The sequence below is a fragment of the Bifidobacterium miconisargentati genome, from assembly GCF_019331675.1.
GTDB classification, from domain to species: domain Bacteria; phylum Actinomycetota; class Actinomycetes; order Actinomycetales; family Bifidobacteriaceae; genus Bifidobacterium; species Bifidobacterium miconisargentati.
Map to the genome: position 1 here is coordinate 63,620 of NZ_JAHBBJ010000006.1, position 19,516 is coordinate 83,135.

Here is a 19,516-nt window from a genome sequence, read left to right on the forward strand (position 1 = left end):
GAGACAGGAGTCAGAGCATGACAGACGAAATCGAACTGACTCCAGAACCAAAAATCCTTATCGAAAGCCTTCGAGATATCGGCTACTCCTTCGAGAGTGCCCTCGCCGATGTCATCGATAACTCAATCACCGCAAACGCCTCGACTATAAACATCATGGCGCTTCCGGTGAATGACTCGTTCAAGGTAGCCATCCTCGATGATGGCAATGGCTTGGACAGAGAATCTTTGCTGCGAGCAATGCGACTAGGCAGCTCCAATCCTCGGGACGAGCGGGCTATTGGAGACTTGGGAAGATTCGGACTGGGTTTGAAGACAGCATCGTTCTCTCAATGCCGGCGTTTGACCGTAGCATCCCGACGAGATGGACAGACGTCAGCCTTCACATGGGACCTCGACACAGTCGTTCGAGAGAATTCTTGGTCTGTGCTAGAGCGCACTGATTATAACGAGATTTTCGGGTATGACACATTGCCGGAAAATGGCACTTTGGTACTGTGGGAAAAAGTCGACTGTCTCACAGGAGACAATGGCTCGGGCCGTGTGGACTATGACCGAGTAATCAGCGAAGCCCAAGATCATCTTTCCTTGGTGTTCCACAGATTTCTGTCTAAGGAAAAAGGAACCCCAAACCTGAGTATTTCATTCAATGGCCGCGGGCTTGAACCGCTGGACCCTTTCAACATGTCCAATGACGCCACTCAGGCTTCCCCTGAAGAAATCGTCTGCCCTGGCGTTACATTACGTTCGTTCACGCTACCTCACATCTCTACGTATGCAGATAAAGCCGCGTACGAACGATATGGGCTTCGTGGAGGATATCTTCGCAATCAAGGCGTGTATCTATATCGGGCCAAGCGTCTCATTATTTTCGGAACATGGTTTGGCCTCGCCAAGAAGACCGCACTAACGCAGCTGACACGGGTAAAGATAGACATCGGAACGGATCAAGATGAGACGTGGAAGATTGACGTCAAAAAAGTTTCTGCCCAGATGCCAGAAGTCGTGCGTAAACGGGTCAAGGCCCTTATTCAAGCTATTGGAGCTCCCTCTCGCAAAGTCTATAGCCGACGTGGAGCGCGTCTTACTAGCCCAGACGTATATCCCATATGGACACGCTCTGAAAACGGAGAAAAGACCACTTACGGCATTAACATGGAACATCCTTTAGTACGTGCATTCGGCGATGAACTGGACGATTCTCTACGCAACCGTTTCAGTTCTCTTATGGCGTTCATTGGTTCCATGCTCCCCACCGAGGCGCTATTCTACGATATTTCAAATGACGCCGACGCTGTGGAATCTCAACGACTGTCGCATGACGACTTTGCAACGAACGCTCGAACATTTTACGCAGCCATCATGCAATTCAAAGATGAAGAGGGAGCGATCGAGTCCATGCGTTCGATCGAACCGTATCGTAGCCGATGGAATGAGACTCTGTCTGCACTAGGAATAGAGGAACTATGACCAGCATCAAAGATCTATCCGATTGGATTTATGAGAATGTCGCGCGGGAACTCGGTCGAATACAGGATCGAGAAACGAGTTCTACTCCAATTACCGAAGAGATGATTAAAGACAACTTCCGGAATTGGTTTAACGTCGCTGCAATAGTCCGACCTGAATTCAAGGATATTTGCGCATCTGTTCCTAATGACTATATCGACAAACTAGTTCAAGAATACGAAGAGCGAGAGAGTTATTTCAAGCCTGTAGGATTTGGCTACCAAGATGAGAATACGCAACCTTGGCTGAACGAACGTAAACCATCCATTGATTGGTTTTACTGGGATCGATACCGTAAATACTTGCGAGAACGAAAGCATTGGAGCGAATCAACAATTCGTTCAATGAACGAGGATACGGATAACATTCTTGACCGAATCGCTGACCCGAAATCAGAGAGTTCTTTCGATCGCCGAGGTCTGGTAATCGCCTCTGTGCAATCCGGAAAGACTGCAAATTACATCGGTTTGATTTCGAAAGCGGCGGATGCTGGTTATAAAGTGATCATCGTCATGGCCGGTATTTATAACGTGCTGCGCAACCAGACGCAGGAGCGCATTGAGGATGGATTCATCGGCTACGATCTAGTGGAGAGAAAACGCGTCGGAGTCGGTATCGGTTGCAGCAACAGCAGGAGACCTCTGCTGGGCACATCACGAAATCGTGATTTCAACAAGGTCACCGAAGATACAATGCGAGGCGTAACTTCAGGACATATACGGGAACCACTGGTGTTCGTCATCAAAAAGAACGCCAACTCGCTACGGGAAATCTCTCTCTGGTTGGAAACTAATTGCAAAGATGACGGTCCTCTGCTGCTTATTGATGACGAGGCAGACAACGCTTCCATCAATGTCTCTTACGATAAAGGAGAAATCTCCAAAATCAATGGGCAAATCAGAGGAATCCTTCAGCTGTTTTCTCAGAGTGCCTATGTAGGTTATACTGCTACGCCATTCGCAAATGTCCTCATTGATTCCACAAGCCATGATGATAAAAAAGGCGATGACATCTTCCCTCGCAGTTTTATCTATACCCTTGAGCAATCTGATGCATATTTCGGAGCAGAAAAAGTCTTCGGAGACAAAGACAATGGATTTCCAGAGTATCTACGCTGGATAACCGACGACGACGAGTCTCAAGGAATAAAGCGACGTAGCGGAGACGTTTTAACCGGCTTGCCGGAGAGCCTCGAAGAGGCTGTCAGAGCATTTATCGTAGCATGTTCCCTCCGAGTCTTGTCTAGAGACGCAGACGAACATATGTCGATGATGATCAACATGTCACCGTACAAATCCGTACAGCATTCCGTATATTACCTTGTTAGCGAATATGTTGATCAATACAAAAATGCCATTAATTCGTTCTCTTCTCTTCCCGAGAAGCAAGCTCTCGCTTCCAGCCGCCTGTTGCGAGAGCTCAAGTTGACTTGGGAAAAACAGTATCCTCAAGAGGAATTCACATGGGGAGACGTGCAGCATTCACTCGCAGATACAGTAAAGCCGCTGCACATCGTAGAGATTAACTCCCAATCTAACGACACACTGGATTACGGGCATATGGCGCAACGAGTTATCGCCATCGGCGGATACCGCTTATCGCGCGGTCTGACATTAGAAGGTTTGCTCGTGTCCTACTACGCAAGAAACGCAAAGGCATACGACTCGCTGATGCAGATGGCTCGATGGTTCGGCTATCGTTTCGGGTACGAACATCTTTGCCGGATCTGGATGACCCGCCAATCAGCTGATTGGTATGCTTACGTTGCCACTGCGACCAAGGATCTCACAGATCAGGTTCGTTCTATGTGCAATGCACATTCGACGCCAGATCAATACGGTCTGCGTGTGCGCACTGATCCAGATACCTTAATGATTACGGCACGCAACAAGATGGGAGCTGGAGAGCGCTTCAAGTCAGAGAAAGTCAGCCTCGACGGCGCATTCATCGAAACGATTGCTTTTAACCGCGATGAGAAAACGTGTCGACTTAACACAAAGGCTGCTGAAGAGCTCCTTGACGAGCTGGAAGCACACGGATATCAAGCAATTGCGCCGGAGTACGGCAAGGGCCTGCTGTATCGCAACGTACCAAGTGGCACGGTTAGGCAGTTCATCCGCGAATATCATAATTGCAGCAGATCCCCGAAATCGGAGCCAGCGTCGATTATCCGACATATCTCTCGACTCGATGAGTATGGGCATGATTCGTGGGACATCTACATAGCTTCCGGAGAGGCAGGGTCCTCCGGCGAATTCCACCTGTCCGACACTGATCCGAACAAACAAGTCTCGCTTCGCCGTGAACGCCGCAGCCCAAGTCCCGATACCACTGATCTCGTATTCATGGTGAAAAACGGACGATTGGCTAGCCGCGGAGTGGAGAAAGTGACCCTTAACAAGGATCAAGTGCGTCAAGCGGAAGATCGTTTCCACGAACAGCATAAGGATGAGTCAAGCAAAAAGAATGTGTCCGATATCTATTATCGCCAAGTTCCCGGCCGTAAACCGTTGCTCATCATTCATCCTGTCATGCTGCAATTTAAAGACGAAAAGGATTACCAGCAGAACTGGCTGGAAAATACGGCAATCCGGAATCACGATATATGGCCATCCTATGACTACGCCGAAGAAGCCATAGGATGGAGCATCAGTTTCCCCGAAGTCGGAATACCAGCGGAAACGTACTACACCTATAACGACGTCATGATCAGACACATGGGTCTTACGCCCGACATCGAAAACGAGGAACAAGATGACGACGCCACTCCAGATGACTGATTCAGATCCATGGCGGAGCATCCGTGGTGCCTCATCCGCCAAATACTATCCCAGCAAAAGGGTGTCCACTTCTTTGAATCCCAGCGGATGTCGCATCGACTGGGCTATCAGCGAATCGGGGAACCGGTCGCTGATAGTGGAGTACAACGACAGCAATGGATCTTCACGCATCCCTCATTTCAAAGGAATGCGCATCAGAGAAGACCCACTGAGGCACCTCCTTGCGCTTGAACTTACCGACCCTTCAATGCAGGATGTCTTCCTCAAGGTTTGCCTTGATATCATCGCTGTTCTTCAAAATGTCCCGAGCGATCGGCAAAGGCAGATATGTCTTTGCCGATTGGAACGGTGGGCCGTCTTTTTCCAGACGGAACGACTCGACTTAAGTCCGGAAGAGCAAAAGGGACTTATAGCTGAACTAATCTGTTTGGAGGTGCTTCTGTCAACATTTGACGAGTATGACGCAGTTGAGGCTTGGACTGGCCCCGACCGGGCGGTGCACGACTTCACTCTTGGACAGGATGCCATCGAAGTCAAATCGAATCGCGGCTCCGGGACCCCCGGCATTACAGTAAGTTCTATCGACCAGCTTAGTGTCAACGAGAAAGAGCGACTGTTCCTTTTCGTCGTTGAACTCAATCAAGCTACCGACGGAAACGGTCTAACGTTGACGCAGTATGTTGAACGCGTCCACGAACAAATCAACTCTCCTATGGCCGAGGCACAATTCGAGGAGAAGCTTGCCCATGCTGGCTATTTCGGCATGGACAACTATGACGGAAGTGCTTGGTCCCAAGGGATAAGCCGTATTTTCAAGGTTGCAGATGGTTTCCCTCACCTTGACAGGTCCTCGCTCGATTCGGCAATTTTTGGCGTTACATACCGTATTAACCTTGCTTTGTGCGGTAAGTTCGAAGCAACGAAGGAAGAACTTCTGGCCACGTTGAAAGGAGCATGATGCCCAAACCGAATGAATTGGAACAATTCGCAGAGGAATTCTTCCAAGACATCGTCAACGAAGCCGAAACCGGCGGGTGGAAGGAAGACATATTCTTCGATAAGTTTACGGAGTATCTCGTTGATGCTGGCGAAATGAACGAAGCAATCCGCGCTAGCTATCAGCCGGCAAATGGCACCTTGCGCGTTGACGGTTACTGCGGAGATCCTCTTGACAGTCGAGCGACCGCTGACCCTGATGAGCCGCTTACACTTGGTCTCATTATTTTGGATTTTCACCAAGGGCCGGATTTGCAAACTCTGGGCGCCCGCGATATGAACACCATTCTCAATCGACTTATGCGGTATCTCGATTCGGCCCTCAAACCGCAATGGAGAAAATCGCTGGAAGTGTCAGATCCCGGTTTCGGACTCGCGGATCTCATTCATACGAGATGGAATCGTATTACTAAAATCCGCTTGTATCTATTAACGAACAAAGTACTGAGCAGTCGCATCGACGGCAAGACAGCGGGTAGCTACCAAACCCGTTCAATTAGCTACAGCGTATGGGACATCAATCGGCTGTTCGCCCTTAGCCGGGCTATAAACGGTCAGGAACCTCTTCGAGTGGACTTTGCGGAAAAACCGCTGCACCCATTGCGGGCGTTACTTGCCAGTGCGTCAAACACGAAGAATCCCGTTTATCTCGCCGCGGTGCCAGGCAATGATCTAGCTCATATTTATGATCGTTGGGGAGCAAGGCTTCTCGAGCAAAACGTACGAGTGTTCCTTCAAGCCCGCAGCAATGTCAATAAAGGAATCAAACGCACTCTGGAGAGCGAACCGGAACTGTTCTTCTCCTTCAATAACGGCATCACCGCAACGGCCGAACACATCGAGACAAAGATGACGGGCGACGGGTTGAATATCCTGTCACTCGATAATCTACAGATAGTCAACGGAGGACAGACCACCGCCTCTATTTACGCCGCATATCGGGCCGGAAAAGATCTCAGCAAGGTCTTTGTACAGATGAAACTCAGCATCGTGAACCCAGAGCAGGCCGAGGATCTCGTCCCCCGCATATCGGAATACGCCAATAGTCAGAACAAGGTGTCTCAGGCGGATCTGTTCGCCAATCATCCGTTCCATACGCGTATCGAATCGTTCTCCCGTCGTATCCTTGCCCCCGCGCAAGAAGGCAGCTTCACACAGACCAAATGGTTCTATGAGAGGGCGCGCGGCCAGTATGGCGATGCACAGGCGTACATGTCGCGGGCAGACAAGACCAAGTTCTTGTCCGAATACCCCAAGAGTCAGAAGTTTGCCAAGACCGATCTGGCGAAGTATGCCATGGTTTGGACTGACAAAGCATACTATGTCAATCGAGGGGCACAGAAGAATTTCGCCGAATTCGCCAAGGACATTGCAGAGCAATGGACTGAAGACAACACTCAATTCAACGAGTATTACTACAAGACACTAATCGCCCAGAAAATCATCTGGGATACCACCGAAAAGACCATCCCGCAGATGGAATGGTATGAAGCCGGCGGATATCGTTCCCAACATGTGGTACTGGCCATAGGCCTTATCGCAGAAGCGGTACGACAGGTCAACCGCAAGGTTGATTACGAGCGAATTTGGGACGCACAGACATTGGACGAACCATTCAAGCAGGCTATTCGCGAAGCGGCCGATGCTGTTCATCCGATTCTCATGCACCCGGCGCCGGGATACCGCAATATCAGCGAGTGGGCCAAGCAACCGAGATGTTGGGAAGCGGTCAAGCAGCTTCATGTCGAGTGGAACAAGGCATGGCTTGACGAACTCATATCACCACGCGAAGAGTGGCGGCGTAACCGTCATAGTTCCAAGGAACAGAGGGAAACCAACGGCATCGAATACACCTCGTCAGTGGTCAAGATGGGCGCCCCGTTCTGGAAGGACGTCGCGCAATGGCTTATCGACGAAAACGAAGGCGACGTCAAGGAACGTGGCTGCGTGAACGTGGCAGCCTCCATGCCGAGCAAGATTCCCAGTGATAAGCAGAGCGCCGTCATCGTCCAGCTCATGAAACGCTTGGCCAAGGTCGGATGTCCCTATCGAATCAAGAACATCGACTGACCGCCATCATGACCGTCCGGCGGCTCGAGGAAACACCTACGAGCCGCCGGACGAGTCTTGGATATCGTGGAGTTTAGCTTTCTTCAACTTTCCAATCCGGCATCCTCCCATTGACCGCACCATCCAAGCGAATCCTATAATCGAGTCTCCTATGCAGGAATCTTGTTTGTGAATTATATGTATGCCGGTATGAGTTTCCTGTCGAGCCTGTTCAACACGTACGACGTGATCAGGGAAGGCTGGTGCTTCCTCACCGACGAAGCGGTGCTCGAAGACGTATCCATCGACGAGGCCGAGGACTACGCCGACCGCCATTCCGGCTTCTTCTCCGGCGACGGCAGATACAAGATCGCCCGCCACGGCGACCGATAACACGACACGACCGACGTTTTCTCTGGCCGAAAACCATCAAGCCGAACATGATGATGTGTCATCACCATGCGATGCGGTAACAGCATCTCAAATTCTTACCGTGCTTGTAGGCAAGCTGTTCGTAAACACCTTGCCTACAAGCACGGTAAGGTAGCCCTCATGCACGGGGAAACGTCAGCCGATGTACTCCGACTTACATCAAGCCTTACCACCTTGGACTCGTAGAAACGGCAGATCTCTTTGCCCCGCCTGCTACCGAACTTGGCGTTATCCTTTCATCGGCTTTGAAAGCAGTTGTACGAGAGTGTTCGGGACAAGCGTAAAGATGGAATTCGTGCACCTGTGCCGTAGCGTAGAGACCACCTGACGAGGCCGAATCCATTTAGCTGGATATCCTCGCACTAATCCCGGATTCTCTTTTTGCATTCCTCAGCCTTGGCCGATCACTTTTAAGATAGTCCAGCAGATTTCGGATATCTTCGCCGCTGCATCCCCATTGGCGGGCTAAGGCGAGGGAGGGATAATCAAACAACGCAGTGGCCAGATCAGTTTTCCGCTCGGCAATGATTCGATTGTTAACCGGGTTGAACAGCAGATCGAAGCTGTTGCAACTGCCAAGAGCTTGCATCTCAATCATGGAATCGGACATATCCAAACATTTCCTGCCACGCTACAACGATTTCCGGGGCGACCGATTAAAGGAACTCAGTGCTCATATGTACACAATTATTGACGCTCGTCAATAATTGTGTACACCCAGACACGACCCATTCCACAGGCAAAACAGGCAGGGCCATAATCATCGTCGGCCAGATCCATCCCGGTTCGATGGAGTCCGACTAGCGCGCGACGGCTGATTTCCCGCCGCCCCGTTCGAGCGCCCGGTAGATGGTGGCGCGGCCGACGCCCATCATGGCAGCGATCTGGTTGACGGTCACCGTCCGAGACTCGTAAAGGCGGCGGATCTCCCTGACCTGCCTGCCGTCGAGCTTGGCGGGCCGGCCTCCCTTTCGCCCGCGGGCCCGTGCGGCCTCGAGGCCGGCGTTGGTGCGTTCGCGGATGAGGTCGCGTTCGAACTGGGCGAGGGCGGCGAAGATGTTGAACACGAGAATCCCGCCGGGCGTGGTGGTGTCGATGGCCTCGTTGAGGCTGACGAACCCGACGCCCATCTCCTGGAGCCGGTTCATGAGCTCCACGAGGTTCTGCACGCTCCGGCCCAGACGGTCGAGCCTCCAGACGACGACCACGTCGCCCTCCCTGAGGAGCTCCATCATCCGGTCGAGTTCGGACCGGTGGGCCTTGGCACCCGAGGCGACATCGACGAACAGCCGGTCGCACCCGGCCTTGTCCAATGCGTCGCGTTGGAGGTCGGCCGTCTGGCCGTTCGTGCTCACCCTGGCGTACCCGAATCGCTTTCCCATACCCGCAAACGTATCACAACCCGTGAAAGGCATCGAATATTGATACGTTGTTTACGGGACGGTTTTTGATACACATTCGCCCGGCGTGTCGGAGACATGCCCCAATCCGGCCGTCAGGTGTCCGCAAACGGTCGTTTTCGGACACCAAGCGTCACATGCCCGCCGACCGCGGAGTCTTCCATGCTGCCCCATTCCATCAAATCGTGATTTGTCAAATCACGATTTGATGAATACCCTTCACCCGTCGCGCATCCGTATATGAAACCACTGCGGCCATCCACACCGAAGACGACTCACCCCTCCGACGGCAAAGCCCGGACAGGCACCTCCCATCTCACACGACATGACGAATCCCGTCTGACTATTCCTCCCGGATAGCGCATACCTCGTACCGGAATGTGAAGAAACCATGAAGGCGGTTTGCGATTCCAAGCCGTCACGCCGTGTTGTCCGGTTGTCTTCAGTGTCACGGCGAGAGGGCCGGGACGACGCGGCGGGAACGCCCGGCGCGTGCAGGATCTTTCCGGAAGCGAGGAACACATGGGACGCAACAACCACAAGCCGCATTACGACAAGCCTTGGCTGAGCCTTGACGAGCAGATCAGCCGCGTGGAGGAACGCGGCATGACCGACGCGCACGAGTACGCGATGGAGTTCGCCCGCATCGGCTACTACCGTCTGAGCGGCTACTGGTATCCGCTGCGCAGGATCGACCAGGCCACCGGCAAGAGGCTCGACGAGTTCGTCGAGGGCGCGCGCTTCGAGCACGTCATGCGCCTGTACCGGTACGACGAGCAGCTGCGCGCCGCCCTGTACTCCGCGCTGAGCAAGATCGAGGTCGCCCTGCGCGTCAAGACCGGTTACGTGCTGGGCCGTCGCGACGCGTTCGCCTATCTCAAGCCCGCGATGCTCAAGGACGACCTCGACGTGGTCGACTACGCCAACTTCGTCAGCTCGTTCACCCGCGAGGCCAAACGCAACAACGAGGACTACGCCGAGCACTTCAGGAACGACTACGACGGCCAGATGCCCCTATGGGCCGCGACCGAGGCCATGACCCTGAGCAACCTCATCAGCCTGCTGCTGTGTATGAAGCCCGAGGACCGCGACGAGATCGCCGCCGACTTCGGCGTCTCCCGCGGCGCCCTGCGCTCCTGGTTCCCGACTCTAATCGAACTGCGCAACAGCGTCGCCCATCAGGAGCGCCTGTTCGACCGCGAATTCGACAACATCCCGAACTGGGAGCAGCGCCCCGAACTCGCGCACGCCAAGCAGGCCAACGAGGCCTACCTGCAGCGCCTCGAGAACCTGGCCCGCATGAGCTACGAGACGTACCGCGAATTCCAGCAGTCCCGACGCCGCACCCGGATCTACGGGCAGATCGCCGTCATCGCGTACATGCTGCGCAACCTCGGTGACGACGACGAGGCCCTGAACCTCAAGCGCTGCCTCGAGGCGTTCCCCACGGACGTGCCCGGCATGAGCCCGAACAAGACCATGGGCATCCCCGACCACTGGAAGAACCAGATCCTGTGGAACTTCGACCTGCCCACCATCGAGGAGAGCAAGTGAGAAGCCGAACCAAGACGGAAACCAACACCGGCCACGCGGCCGGCAGTATCGCCGCCAAGCACGTCGACCTGAACCGCGCGAGCATCGTCTTCGAACGGTACGCGCGCGTGGCCTTCGACTACGACGGCAGGACGCACACGGGCGTCGTGTGCGCGGTCAACTATCACGACTTCTTCGGCAACGAATGGTCGTACGACATCATCGACGAGGACGAGCCGATGATGTTCAAGAACATGACCGTCGAACGCGACCGCATCCTTCCCCTCGACGGGCGGGACGGCCCCGACCGTCAGGCCGCACAGCAGGTCATCGACCGCTACAGCCGAGGCTGACCGCAGGAGCTTCGAGGCACGGTCAGCCTCGGCTTCCACTGACGAATCCGGAACCGCAGCCAACCACCGGCCGGAACCACCCCGATTGACGCCCCCTTTACCCGCGATATTCCGGGCGTCACGGCGTTTCAGGGACGGCAATCCCCTAAAACATTCCACATAACCAGTTTTCACCCATTGAGAGAGGGAGGAACACGAATGTACACCTGTCCGAAATGCGGCACGGAAAGCCCCGACGAGGCGCGCTTCTGCCGCGGCTGCGGCACCCCGATAATCATCGCAGCCGCGTCGCCCGCGCCCGCCACGCCACAACCGTCCGCCCCGGCATCCACGCCCGTCGCGGCGCAGCCCATGCCTGTGCCAACGGTCCCGCCGCAACCGTCCATCCCGATGCCACCGACCGCCTCCGGCCCGATTCCCGCTCCCGCGGCCGCACCTATGCAGCCACCCACCCCGACGCCGACCGCCCCATCTGCCGGCGTGCCACAGCCTTCCGAGGTCAAGCCACTGCTCACTCCCGAGCAGCAGGAGAAGGCGAAGGCCGAGGCACGCGCGTTCGGCGAATGGTTCAAGACGTTCGTCACGAAACCGTCCGAGACGGGCGGCGGCAAGGCGTGGTACGGAATCGCGGTCATCCTGGCCACCACCGCGATCTCGGCCCTGACGTTCATCGTGATCCTGGGCCACATCTACGACGAGTTCGGCTACTACATGCCCTACGAGATCGCCTACTACGTAGACGACCTGGTCACCCGCGCGGGCACGGCCCTGTTCTTCGGGATCTGGCTGGGCACGACCGCGTTCCTGTACGCCACGCTCGGCTGCCTGCGCCTGACGCGCGCGATCATGGCCTCGCCCGACACGTTCGCATCCCTGCATGACGGATACGCGCACCGCCTGTCCCCGTGGACGGTCTCGTACACGGCCGCGCTCCTGCTCGCCCTCGTGCACCTGGACCCGCTCGCCCTCGCGGTCTGGTCGCTGGCCTCATGGGCGCAATCCATCTGGGTGTACGTGCTCGTCTGGGAGGGTGAATCCCGCCGCAAGCTCGACGGCCAATGGCTCCGATTCCTCACCACGTTCCTCATGGCCATCCTCCAGACCATCATCAGCATCATCCTGACCACCATCGTCGCCGGCGCGCTCGGCCTGACCTTCATGGGGGCGATCTCCAATGTCCTGTCCTGAATGCGGCACCCAGAACCAGCCCGACAGCAAATACTGCATCGACTGCGGCAAATCCCTCACCCCCACCGACGACACCCACACCCTCAAAGAGACGCCCGTACCGGAACCCTCCGCACAGGCTCCCGCCGCCTCCCCGACCAGCATGGCCACTCCCGGCACGCCCCCGCCGGCATCCGGTGCCGCCGCGCCCGTACCCATGCCGCCGATCCCGGCAAACCCGACGCCGCAGGCGGGAGGCGCCGACACGACCGCCGCGGCCGTGAAACCGGATCACCGTCGCGCGATCCTCATCACCATCCTGGCGGCGTTGATCACCATATGCGTGGTCGCCGGCGGCCTGGTCGCCTGGAACGTGTTCGGCCCGAAGACCGTACCCCAGATCAGCGTGGACACCGCCTCGGATGCGGTGTCCCAGCTCGAGGGCCACGGGTTCAAGGTCGTGCGCAAGAAACAGTACGCCGGGGCCAAGAAGGGCTCCTACCTCGGACTCGACGGCGCCAAGCCGGGCGACAGGCTCAACGCCGGCAGCACCGTCACGGTAGTCGAATCCGCCGGGCCCGGCGTGCCCGAAGGCACGGTCGGACTCACGCCCGACAAAGCCGAAGACAACCTCAAAGGCATGGGCGTTACCCTCACCGAACACGAGGTCGTCTCCGACAAACCCGGCCAAGTCGTCATCACCACGCCCGCCGACGGAGACCCGGTCACCGACACCCAGGACGGCATCCACCTTGGAGTCGGCGTCGAAGGCGAGGGCATCCCCGTCGAAATCGCCGGACAAAACAAGGACGACGCGCAAGCGGCCTTGGAGAAGAAAGGCTACACGGTCACCATGGAACCCCGCTTCTCCAGCCGCCAATACCTCGGCAAAATCGTCGGCGCCAACCCCGCCATCGGCGTCAAAACCGACACCAAGGACGTCACCCTCTACTACGGCGTCGACGCATCCGGCCGATACGAGGTATTGGACGGGACGCTGAAGATGGGTGATAGGAGCTACACGCAAATCGAACACGTGAACCGTCTGGCCGGCGAATACTGCACGGACGGAGGCGACTGCATCACCCTCGATGAACGAAACTCGTACGGCGCGGTGGATGCATACCGAGTGGGGCTGAACGGCGAAGGCGGATCAGACATCCTCGGCGACGGCGTACTGGGCGCATGCCCATACACCCAAAACGTGAACTGCGCCCCGGCATCACAGACCGACGAGGAATACGCGAAAAAGACAACGAAGAATCACCTCATCTCCGGAGACACCGGTGCGTTCGAGCTCTACGCCGGCGGCGGACTGCCCGTATGCGGGAACCTCCCCATGTCCGGCAGCCCGGGCACCTACTGCGACAACGGGACACCCAAGAGCGACCCAACAGCCTCGACGCCAAGCACCGGTGTGGTCTACAAGGCCGAGGACTTCCTGCTCTACATGCCCGTCGACGCCGACCTCAAGACCCTGGAAGCCGACGGCTACTTCGACGGGAAAACCACGTACACGCCCGACAAGGACAGACCCTACGTCGTCATCCGGGACAAGACGAAGTACAGCCCCGTGGATGCGTCCACCATCAAGGCATACGCGGCAAGCCCGTTCGTCCCCTCCAGCAACGCCAAGCCCGTCCCGTTCAAGGACGCGCCCAACACGAAGAACGTGTACTACCTCGTCGAGAAGCCCATCGACTGGGATCTGCTCGACGGCAAGACAATCAGCACCGGCGGCGTCCCATCCAAGACCAAGGGAACATCCGACTTCACGCCGTTCGCCGGCAAGTACATGCTCTCTGGCGGAGCAGGGGCCTGGTATACCAGTCTGGAGATGAAGTCGGATGGCTCATTCTCCGGTCATTTCCAGGATGCGAACATGGGCGATTCCGGCGATGGATATCCGAACGGCACCGTCGAGGTGAATGACTTCACCGGCCGTTTCAAATCAATCACGAAGAACAAGGACGGCTCATACACGTTGGAATGCGACACCTCTGCGTTCCAACTGGCCACAACACCCGACGAAAGCACCATCAGGCAAGGAGTCCGTTACCACAACGCAAGCGGTGATGCCACCGGCATGGGACCTTGCGGCACGTTTACCGGTTTCCCCGACGGATTCGATTCCTCCGCTATGCCGGAGGAGACCGCCGCATGGGTGAACCGGCTGGGAGGAAGCGGCCCCATGCTGCTCAATAACCAGTCGGAAAGCGGTCTTCCATTCAGATCAGATCTGAGCTGACCACCAGTATCAGACGCTCCGCAGATAAACAACTCCGTGAAAGGCCGGAATCCGATATGATTCCGGCCTTTCACGGAATCATCGGAGACTTGTGTCGTCGAATCACCCGCGCCAGGATCCGCGTAGCCGTTCCAATCGTTCGTCGAGCTCGGCGAGCGAACGTTCGAGTTCGTCCTCGAGACGTTCCAATTCCGCGAGGTCGGCGGATGTGAGCACCCATCCGCCGACCGTCTTCCGATGCGCATGACTTCCTGAAACCACAGTCATAACACCGTATCCTACCCGCCCTCTGGTAGCAGTTTCATCGGGACTCCCTGAGTTCCTTCACGCGGGCATCCCACTTGCGTTTGCATTCGATCTGGAGCGCGCGGTCATTGGACTTGACCGACATGCGTTCCCGGCGCATCGCCATGCGTTCATCGTGGAATTTCCGGTATTGTTCGAGGTCGCCTTCTTGCCTGGCTTCGCGTTCCTTCGCCAGGAGCGACCCTCCGAGGATGGATCCGGCCTCATAGAACAGGTCGTAGAGGACGCTGTCTTCGAGGTTTTCGAGGCTGAGGTTGCTCATCGGTGCTTCTTTCTCCGTGTCGGTGTTAATTGTCACACATTACAAGGAAAGACCCATGCCCGACCGCGATACCCCGCTCCTTGCCGGTAATCACGTACTTCGGATTACCGATAGGAGCCAACGATTCCGCCATGTCGGCACCCAAGAACGCGCCATTGAAGCAGCCGGGCCGGTCCCGGAAATCACCGCGGAACCCTCATGCGGACCATCGGGCTGGAATCCCGGTTCCACTGTCACGGTTCGAAACACACCGTCGGAACACCCGGCAGTCCCGCATGCCAAACATGGAGTTGTCCGGTTATGAGGGGTAGGACGTTCCGAGAGAGAATCGGGACAGGAGATCCGTCGAAAAACGGAAAGGAGCCGACCATGGGGTTGAGGATGGCCTACTGGGGTATCTGGAGCAATGATCCCGCGTTCGAGCTGACGTACCGGGTCGAGTGGGACGAGGAACTGCTCGCGTTCACCGCATCCTGCCTGGAATACCCGGAAATAGAAAGCGTAAGCTCGCCGGACGGTGAGGCCGCGCTCCAATACCTCGCCCGTCAGGTCAGCCGGACCATTCAGAACGACATCGCCGAGGGACGCTCCCCACGCGAACCCGTATCGGCCCGCGGCACGATGCGCGTGTTCGAGGACGGTGAAAAGGCCCTCTCCCGGCTCCTGGAACGTGTGAGCCTGCTCGCCTACCGCGCCAAGCGGGACGGCGACGACGCACGATACCGGGCTTACACGGACGAATGGCATGCCCTGTGCGAGAAGCGCGAGGCCATCGAATCCTACGAGTTCGACCGCATGAACCGGGCGTCCCGTGTCTGGCGTGAACGTCTGCTCGCGTTGGAGCCCCTGGCCTGGCCCGACCCCGACCAACGCCGTGAAATCCACGAGACCATGGAACAGGACCCAAGGAAAAGCGACGGCGATCTGGTCGACGATCCGATGGACCGGTACGCCTGCCGTCAGGGCACGTATCCAGTGGACGACCAGGACGACTGGCAGCTCGCCGAGACGCAGCACGACCGCATGAACGACCTGAGTGCCGAGTTCATCGCCCTGGAATACCGGTGCGATCCCAGTATGGATGATTACGATTGGACACCGGACGATTCGCCCGCGCTTCAGGCCCACTACCGACGTCTCAGCTACGCGCTGCAGGCAGAATACAGCAACAATTCCCGTTTGAAGACCCCGCGCTCTACCGTCATCGGGCTCATCCACAAGTGGACCCGCGACTGCTTCACGTACCGTACCGTCCTGAATGTGATCGACCCGTCCGGGGACAGCACGGACACCTGGGAGCACCTGTACGACTTCACCGAACAGGACCGCCAACGCATCCTCGCCAGCGAGATCAGCATGCCCCTGCTGCGCCACCTCCTCGTCGCGCACACCACCAAACGCATGCTCGACACCGTCCTCGAACACCACTGGACCTGGGCCGCTCCCCTCTACGGTCTGCCCGACGGGTGGAAGCTCGCGTTCGGCCCCGAACTCATCCGCGACATGCAGCAGATCATCGACCAAGGCCTCGAAGGATTCCGCATCACCGGCGTCGACACGAAATTCGGCCTGCCCCGCATCTTCTGGCAGTCCGACAGCGGTCATTCCGCCGCCGGCGCGACGGCCGCAGGAAACGGGCAGGCGGGTCCCGTGACGCTCATGACGGACCTGCTGTTCCTCTACCGGCTCGCGGCGATCCGCACCTGCTCCCGTTGCGGACAGTTCGGCGACATGTCCCACGCCATCGACGGTCTACCGGCCTGCGACGAATGCGCCGCCGACACCGAAACCGAAACGATCCCTGAACCCGCCCACGACAGGACGGACGAATCAACCCGTCTGGCCGACACCATCGTCTACGACACCGACACCAACCAAGGCATCCGTCCCACCGAACAGCTCACGGCCGACAAACGCCTGAAGGACATCAACATCCTCCACCTGCTCGACTCGGTCGACCAAGCGAGAGCCTGACGCCACCAGCATTCACAGGGGAGGAATGAAAGGTCCTTCCACTGATGCGGGAGTTCCCTGTCATGTCGTTGCGGCCGCGACTTTCGAAGTTTTCAGTTGGCGGCGACGATCTGGGCGCTCAATCCGTCGGGCAGGGACACTGCCGTACAAGTGACCTGCAGCTCCTGCTTCTGTCCGGCGGCGTTCTTCACGTCCGCCATGACAACGTACGCGTACGTGCCATCGGCTTCCAGGGTGACCTCCTGGACCACGCCGGTGATGCCATGCGCCTTGAATCCGTAGGGGAAGGCGCGTTCACCGGCCTGATTGCAGGCCACACGCACGGCGGCGGTCATGCTCGCGCCCGCCGAGGAGCCGGTACCCGTATCGGAAGACGACTCCGAGCCGGACGAACCGGAATCGCTGGAATCGTCGGATTTCGACGCGGCCAAGTCGGCCTCCACGATAAGCGTGACCATATAATCTGTCTGCGAGGCCTCCTTAACCACGTACTTGGTGCTGGTGTCGGCGAGTACGTCGGACGTGTGGTCGGCGTCACGGTTCGCGACATAACGGGTGTCGACGGTCAAACCCTTGTTCTGCAGATCGGTGATGACGTCGCGGGCGTCACGGCCCACGAGTGCGCCCGTGTCCACCGTCTCCGGCTTCGCCTCAGCATCTTTAGACGAATCAGCTTCCGGCGTCTCTGATGCCTTGGGCGTCGTCTGGACAGTCTGCTGTGTTTCCGACCCCGTATCATCGTGCGAATCCAACAGCGCGGAAATACCCAGGTACAGGAAGCACGCGGCGATTACGGCAATCATGGCAATCAGAAAAACACGATCACTTTTAGTCGTTTTGGCTTTCGAAGTCTGACCGCCGTGGCGGCCACCGTGACGCGCACCGCCATCGGACGGTTTCGAAGGGCCTCCCGCATCCACGATCTCGGTCACCGGGATGATTTCCGGACCATCCTCCGGCAAACTCGCCCCGGTTTTTCCGTCATCAGATGCAGCGAAGGGTTTCACATCGCTCATCCGCTCGGATGAGCGCACACCAGAGGACTTACGCTCGTTCGACTTGGCGAATTCCTCCAGACGTTGCGCAGCCTTCGCGACCGCGTCCGCCGCACCAGCGGCAGCATCCGACGCGCCGGCAGCAGCGTTACGCACGGCGTCGGAGTTGGCGATGTTCTTCAGCGTCTTTGACTCGGAGGCGCGACGCTTCAAATCGTCAAGCCCCTTGTTGATACCATCTAGGTCGAGCATAAAATCTTACTCCTCGTTTTCGTATGGCATTCCATATTAACCTGCCAAAGATCGGTGGTAGAGCAACGTCATGCCATGACGGCTGTACAGCACAGAGACATACAACGGAGTAACCACCGGAACCGTGAACTGACGGGATTGCCATGACATGGTGCGCAAACCGTTGCAATCCAGCATGTTCTAGTTTGCATGATCCCGTCCATTGGTTCGGGGTCGGCTCCGAATTGCGCACGCTCAGGGTATGGCTCGGTTCGCGTTTCCACGGGGAAGTGCACACCATGCGTGCGGCTTGCGTTCCCTTCACGCGCGTGTAACGTCTCCGACGCACTCCCGGCGGCCGAACGATTCACGGACGGCCGAATATAGTGTCCCCGTCGTCCAATACGCCCAACGCGCGCAGCTCGTCATCGAACCGGTCATGTTCGATCTGCTCGTTCACCTCGATCTCCCACGCGGTGTAGTCGTCGCGCCGGCAGCAGCCGTTGTGGCTGAGGGGCAGGTCGAAGAACCTCAGCCGTTCGATGCCGGGCATCGCCGTGCCATCCGGCCTCGCCAACGCATGGTTGATATACAGTTCCTCCCCGGTGCTCCAATCGTCAGTCACGGCGAACATGGAACCGTCCGCGAGGGTCTCGAACTGCGCCACATACCGCCTCCCGTCCTCGTACCATTCGCACAGGTGCAGCACCGTCGACCCTTCTTCACGTTTCCCATTCATGACCGCCCCCTATTCCTTACAGTTCGATGTCCTGAGCGAGGATGGTGACGGCGTCGTTGCGATGCTCAATCCACCATGCGGCGTCATCGCGGCACAGGACCTGCCTGCGCAGTTCCCGGAAAGCGTCCCTATCCTCGATGCGCGCATGCGAGGCCAGCACCTCCACCTGGTTGAGCACGCGCATGCGTATGGGCTCCGCCCGGTCGCACTGGTCCTTCGATCCCAGGAGCGTGCAGAAACCGGCAAGCATGTTGTCCCGTCGGCTGATGTTGCCGGCGCAGGACGCGCACAGGCTCTCCTCGGCCCTGCGCACCCGCTGCTCGACAATCACATAGGTGCCGTCGACGTTGATGCGCTCACGATGCCCGCACCTGTGCGTGATGATCCTCCAAGCCATGCCGCCTCCGTCCTCGAAACCAACCGAATTATTAGAACAGATGTTCTACCCCAGAGTGGACATTTGTTCGATTCCATCAGGCCGGGAAACGCCATCCCCGCAGGCAACTCGCCGCATGGGGATGAAAAGCACGGCGCGCAGGTCCG

At 57.3% G+C, this 19,516-nt stretch carries 17 protein-coding genes; 10 read left to right on the plus strand and 7 right to left on the minus strand.

Annotation, left to right across the window (positions count from 1 at the left end; genetic code table 11):
* Positions 1-17: 17 nt before the first annotated feature.
* The 5 genes from KIH81_RS05060 (at position 18) to KIH81_RS05080 (ending at position 7,726) form a co-directional block, all read left to right on the plus strand.
* The gene (locus KIH81_RS05060; protein WP_214304363.1) at positions 18-1,469 is read left to right on the plus strand and encodes an ATP-binding protein; all 1,452 of its coding nucleotides are present in this window, start codon (positions 18-20) and stop codon (positions 1,467-1,469) included.
* Positions 1,466-4,288 carry a Z1 domain-containing protein gene (locus KIH81_RS05065; RefSeq protein WP_214304364.1) on the plus strand — a complete coding sequence of 941 codons (2,823 nt, stop codon included), beginning with the start codon at positions 1,466-1,468 and terminating at the stop codon, positions 4,286-4,288. The genes KIH81_RS05060 and KIH81_RS05065 overlap by 4 nt, the downstream gene beginning before the upstream one ends.
* Positions 4,263-5,246: a PD-(D/E)XK motif protein gene (locus KIH81_RS05070; protein WP_214304365.1), complete on the plus strand. Its 984-nt coding sequence runs from the start codon at positions 4,263-4,265 to the stop codon at positions 5,244-5,246. Before KIH81_RS05065 ends, KIH81_RS05070 begins: the two co-directional genes overlap by 26 nt.
* Positions 5,246-7,354: an AIPR family protein gene (locus KIH81_RS05075; RefSeq protein ID WP_214304366.1), complete on the plus strand. Its 2,109-nt coding sequence runs from the start codon at positions 5,246-5,248 to the stop codon at positions 7,352-7,354. Before KIH81_RS05070 ends, KIH81_RS05075 begins: the two co-directional genes overlap by 1 nt.
* A gap of 189 nt (positions 7,355-7,543) precedes the next feature.
* Positions 7,544-7,726 (plus strand): hypothetical protein, encoded by a 183-nt coding sequence (locus KIH81_RS05080; RefSeq protein ID WP_214304367.1) that lies wholly within the window; start codon positions 7,544-7,546, stop codon positions 7,724-7,726.
* Positions 7,727-8,108: 382 nt separating this feature from the next.
* Here KIH81_RS05080 and KIH81_RS05085 read toward each other — a convergent pair whose 3' ends face one another.
* Both KIH81_RS05085 and KIH81_RS05090 read right to left on the minus strand, forming a co-directional pair.
* Complete coding sequence (locus tag KIH81_RS05085; protein ID WP_214304368.1) at positions 8,109-8,375, minus strand: hypothetical protein; 267 nt, start codon at positions 8,373-8,375, stop codon at positions 8,109-8,111.
* 190 nt (positions 8,376-8,565) lie between these two features.
* A complete protein-coding gene (locus KIH81_RS05090) occupies positions 8,566-9,147 on the minus strand; it encodes a recombinase family protein (RefSeq protein ID WP_214304369.1) in 582 nt (193 codons plus the stop codon).
* 540 nt (positions 9,148-9,687) lie between these two features.
* On the opposite strand from KIH81_RS05090, the gene KIH81_RS05095 reads away from it, so the two are divergent.
* From KIH81_RS05095 to KIH81_RS05110, 4 genes are all read left to right on the plus strand, one after another.
* Positions 9,688-10,719 carry an Abi family protein gene (locus KIH81_RS05095; protein WP_214304370.1) on the plus strand — a complete coding sequence of 344 codons (1,032 nt, stop codon included), beginning with the start codon at positions 9,688-9,690 and terminating at the stop codon, positions 10,717-10,719.
* Positions 10,716-11,051 carry a hypothetical protein gene (locus KIH81_RS05100; protein ID WP_214304371.1) on the plus strand — a complete coding sequence of 112 codons (336 nt, stop codon included), beginning with the start codon at positions 10,716-10,718 and terminating at the stop codon, positions 11,049-11,051. The genes KIH81_RS05095 and KIH81_RS05100 overlap by 4 nt, the downstream gene beginning before the upstream one ends.
* A 198-nt stretch (positions 11,052-11,249) precedes the next feature.
* Entirely contained in the window at positions 11,250-12,239 is a 990-nt protein-coding gene (locus KIH81_RS05105; RefSeq protein WP_214304372.1) for a zinc ribbon domain-containing protein, read from the plus strand.
* Positions 12,226-14,466, plus strand: coding sequence for a PASTA domain-containing protein (locus KIH81_RS05110; protein ID WP_214304373.1), 2,241 nt, complete (start codon positions 12,226-12,228; stop codon positions 14,464-14,466). The genes KIH81_RS05105 and KIH81_RS05110 overlap by 14 nt, the downstream gene beginning before the upstream one ends.
* 102 nt (positions 14,467-14,568) lie before the next feature.
* On the opposite strand, the gene KIH81_RS05115 is transcribed toward KIH81_RS05110, so the two are convergent.
* Together KIH81_RS05115 and KIH81_RS05120 are read right to left on the minus strand one after the other, a co-directional pair.
* Positions 14,569-14,733, minus strand: a complete 165-nt coding sequence (locus tag KIH81_RS05115; protein WP_214304374.1) for a hypothetical protein — start codon at positions 14,731-14,733, stop codon at positions 14,569-14,571.
* A 34-nt stretch (positions 14,734-14,767) separates the two neighbouring features.
* Entirely contained in the window at positions 14,768-15,034 is a 267-nt protein-coding gene (locus KIH81_RS05120) for a hypothetical protein (RefSeq protein WP_214304375.1), read from the minus strand.
* A 369-nt stretch (positions 15,035-15,403) separates the two neighbouring features.
* On the opposite strand from KIH81_RS05120, the gene KIH81_RS05125 reads away from it, so the two are divergent.
* Positions 15,404-17,008 carry a hypothetical protein gene (locus KIH81_RS05125; RefSeq protein WP_214304376.1) on the plus strand — a complete coding sequence of 535 codons (1,605 nt, stop codon included), beginning with the start codon at positions 15,404-15,406 and terminating at the stop codon, positions 17,006-17,008.
* Between the two features lie 92 nt (positions 17,009-17,100).
* Here the strand turns inward: KIH81_RS05125 and KIH81_RS05130 are convergent, their stop codons facing one another.
* From KIH81_RS05130 to KIH81_RS05140, 3 genes are all read right to left on the minus strand, one after another.
* The gene (locus KIH81_RS05130; protein WP_214304377.1) at positions 17,101-18,255 is read right to left on the minus strand and encodes a YPYG domain-containing protein; all 1,155 of its coding nucleotides are present in this window, start codon (positions 18,253-18,255) and stop codon (positions 17,101-17,103) included.
* 346 nt (positions 18,256-18,601) lie between these two features.
* Positions 18,602-18,973: a hypothetical protein gene (locus tag KIH81_RS05135; protein ID WP_214304378.1), complete on the minus strand. Its 372-nt coding sequence runs from the start codon at positions 18,971-18,973 to the stop codon at positions 18,602-18,604.
* Positions 18,974-18,989: 16 nt separating this feature from the next.
* Complete coding sequence (locus tag KIH81_RS05140; protein ID WP_214304436.1) at positions 18,990-19,370, minus strand: hypothetical protein; 381 nt, start codon at positions 19,368-19,370, stop codon at positions 18,990-18,992.
* Positions 19,371-19,516: the final 146 nt, after the last annotated feature.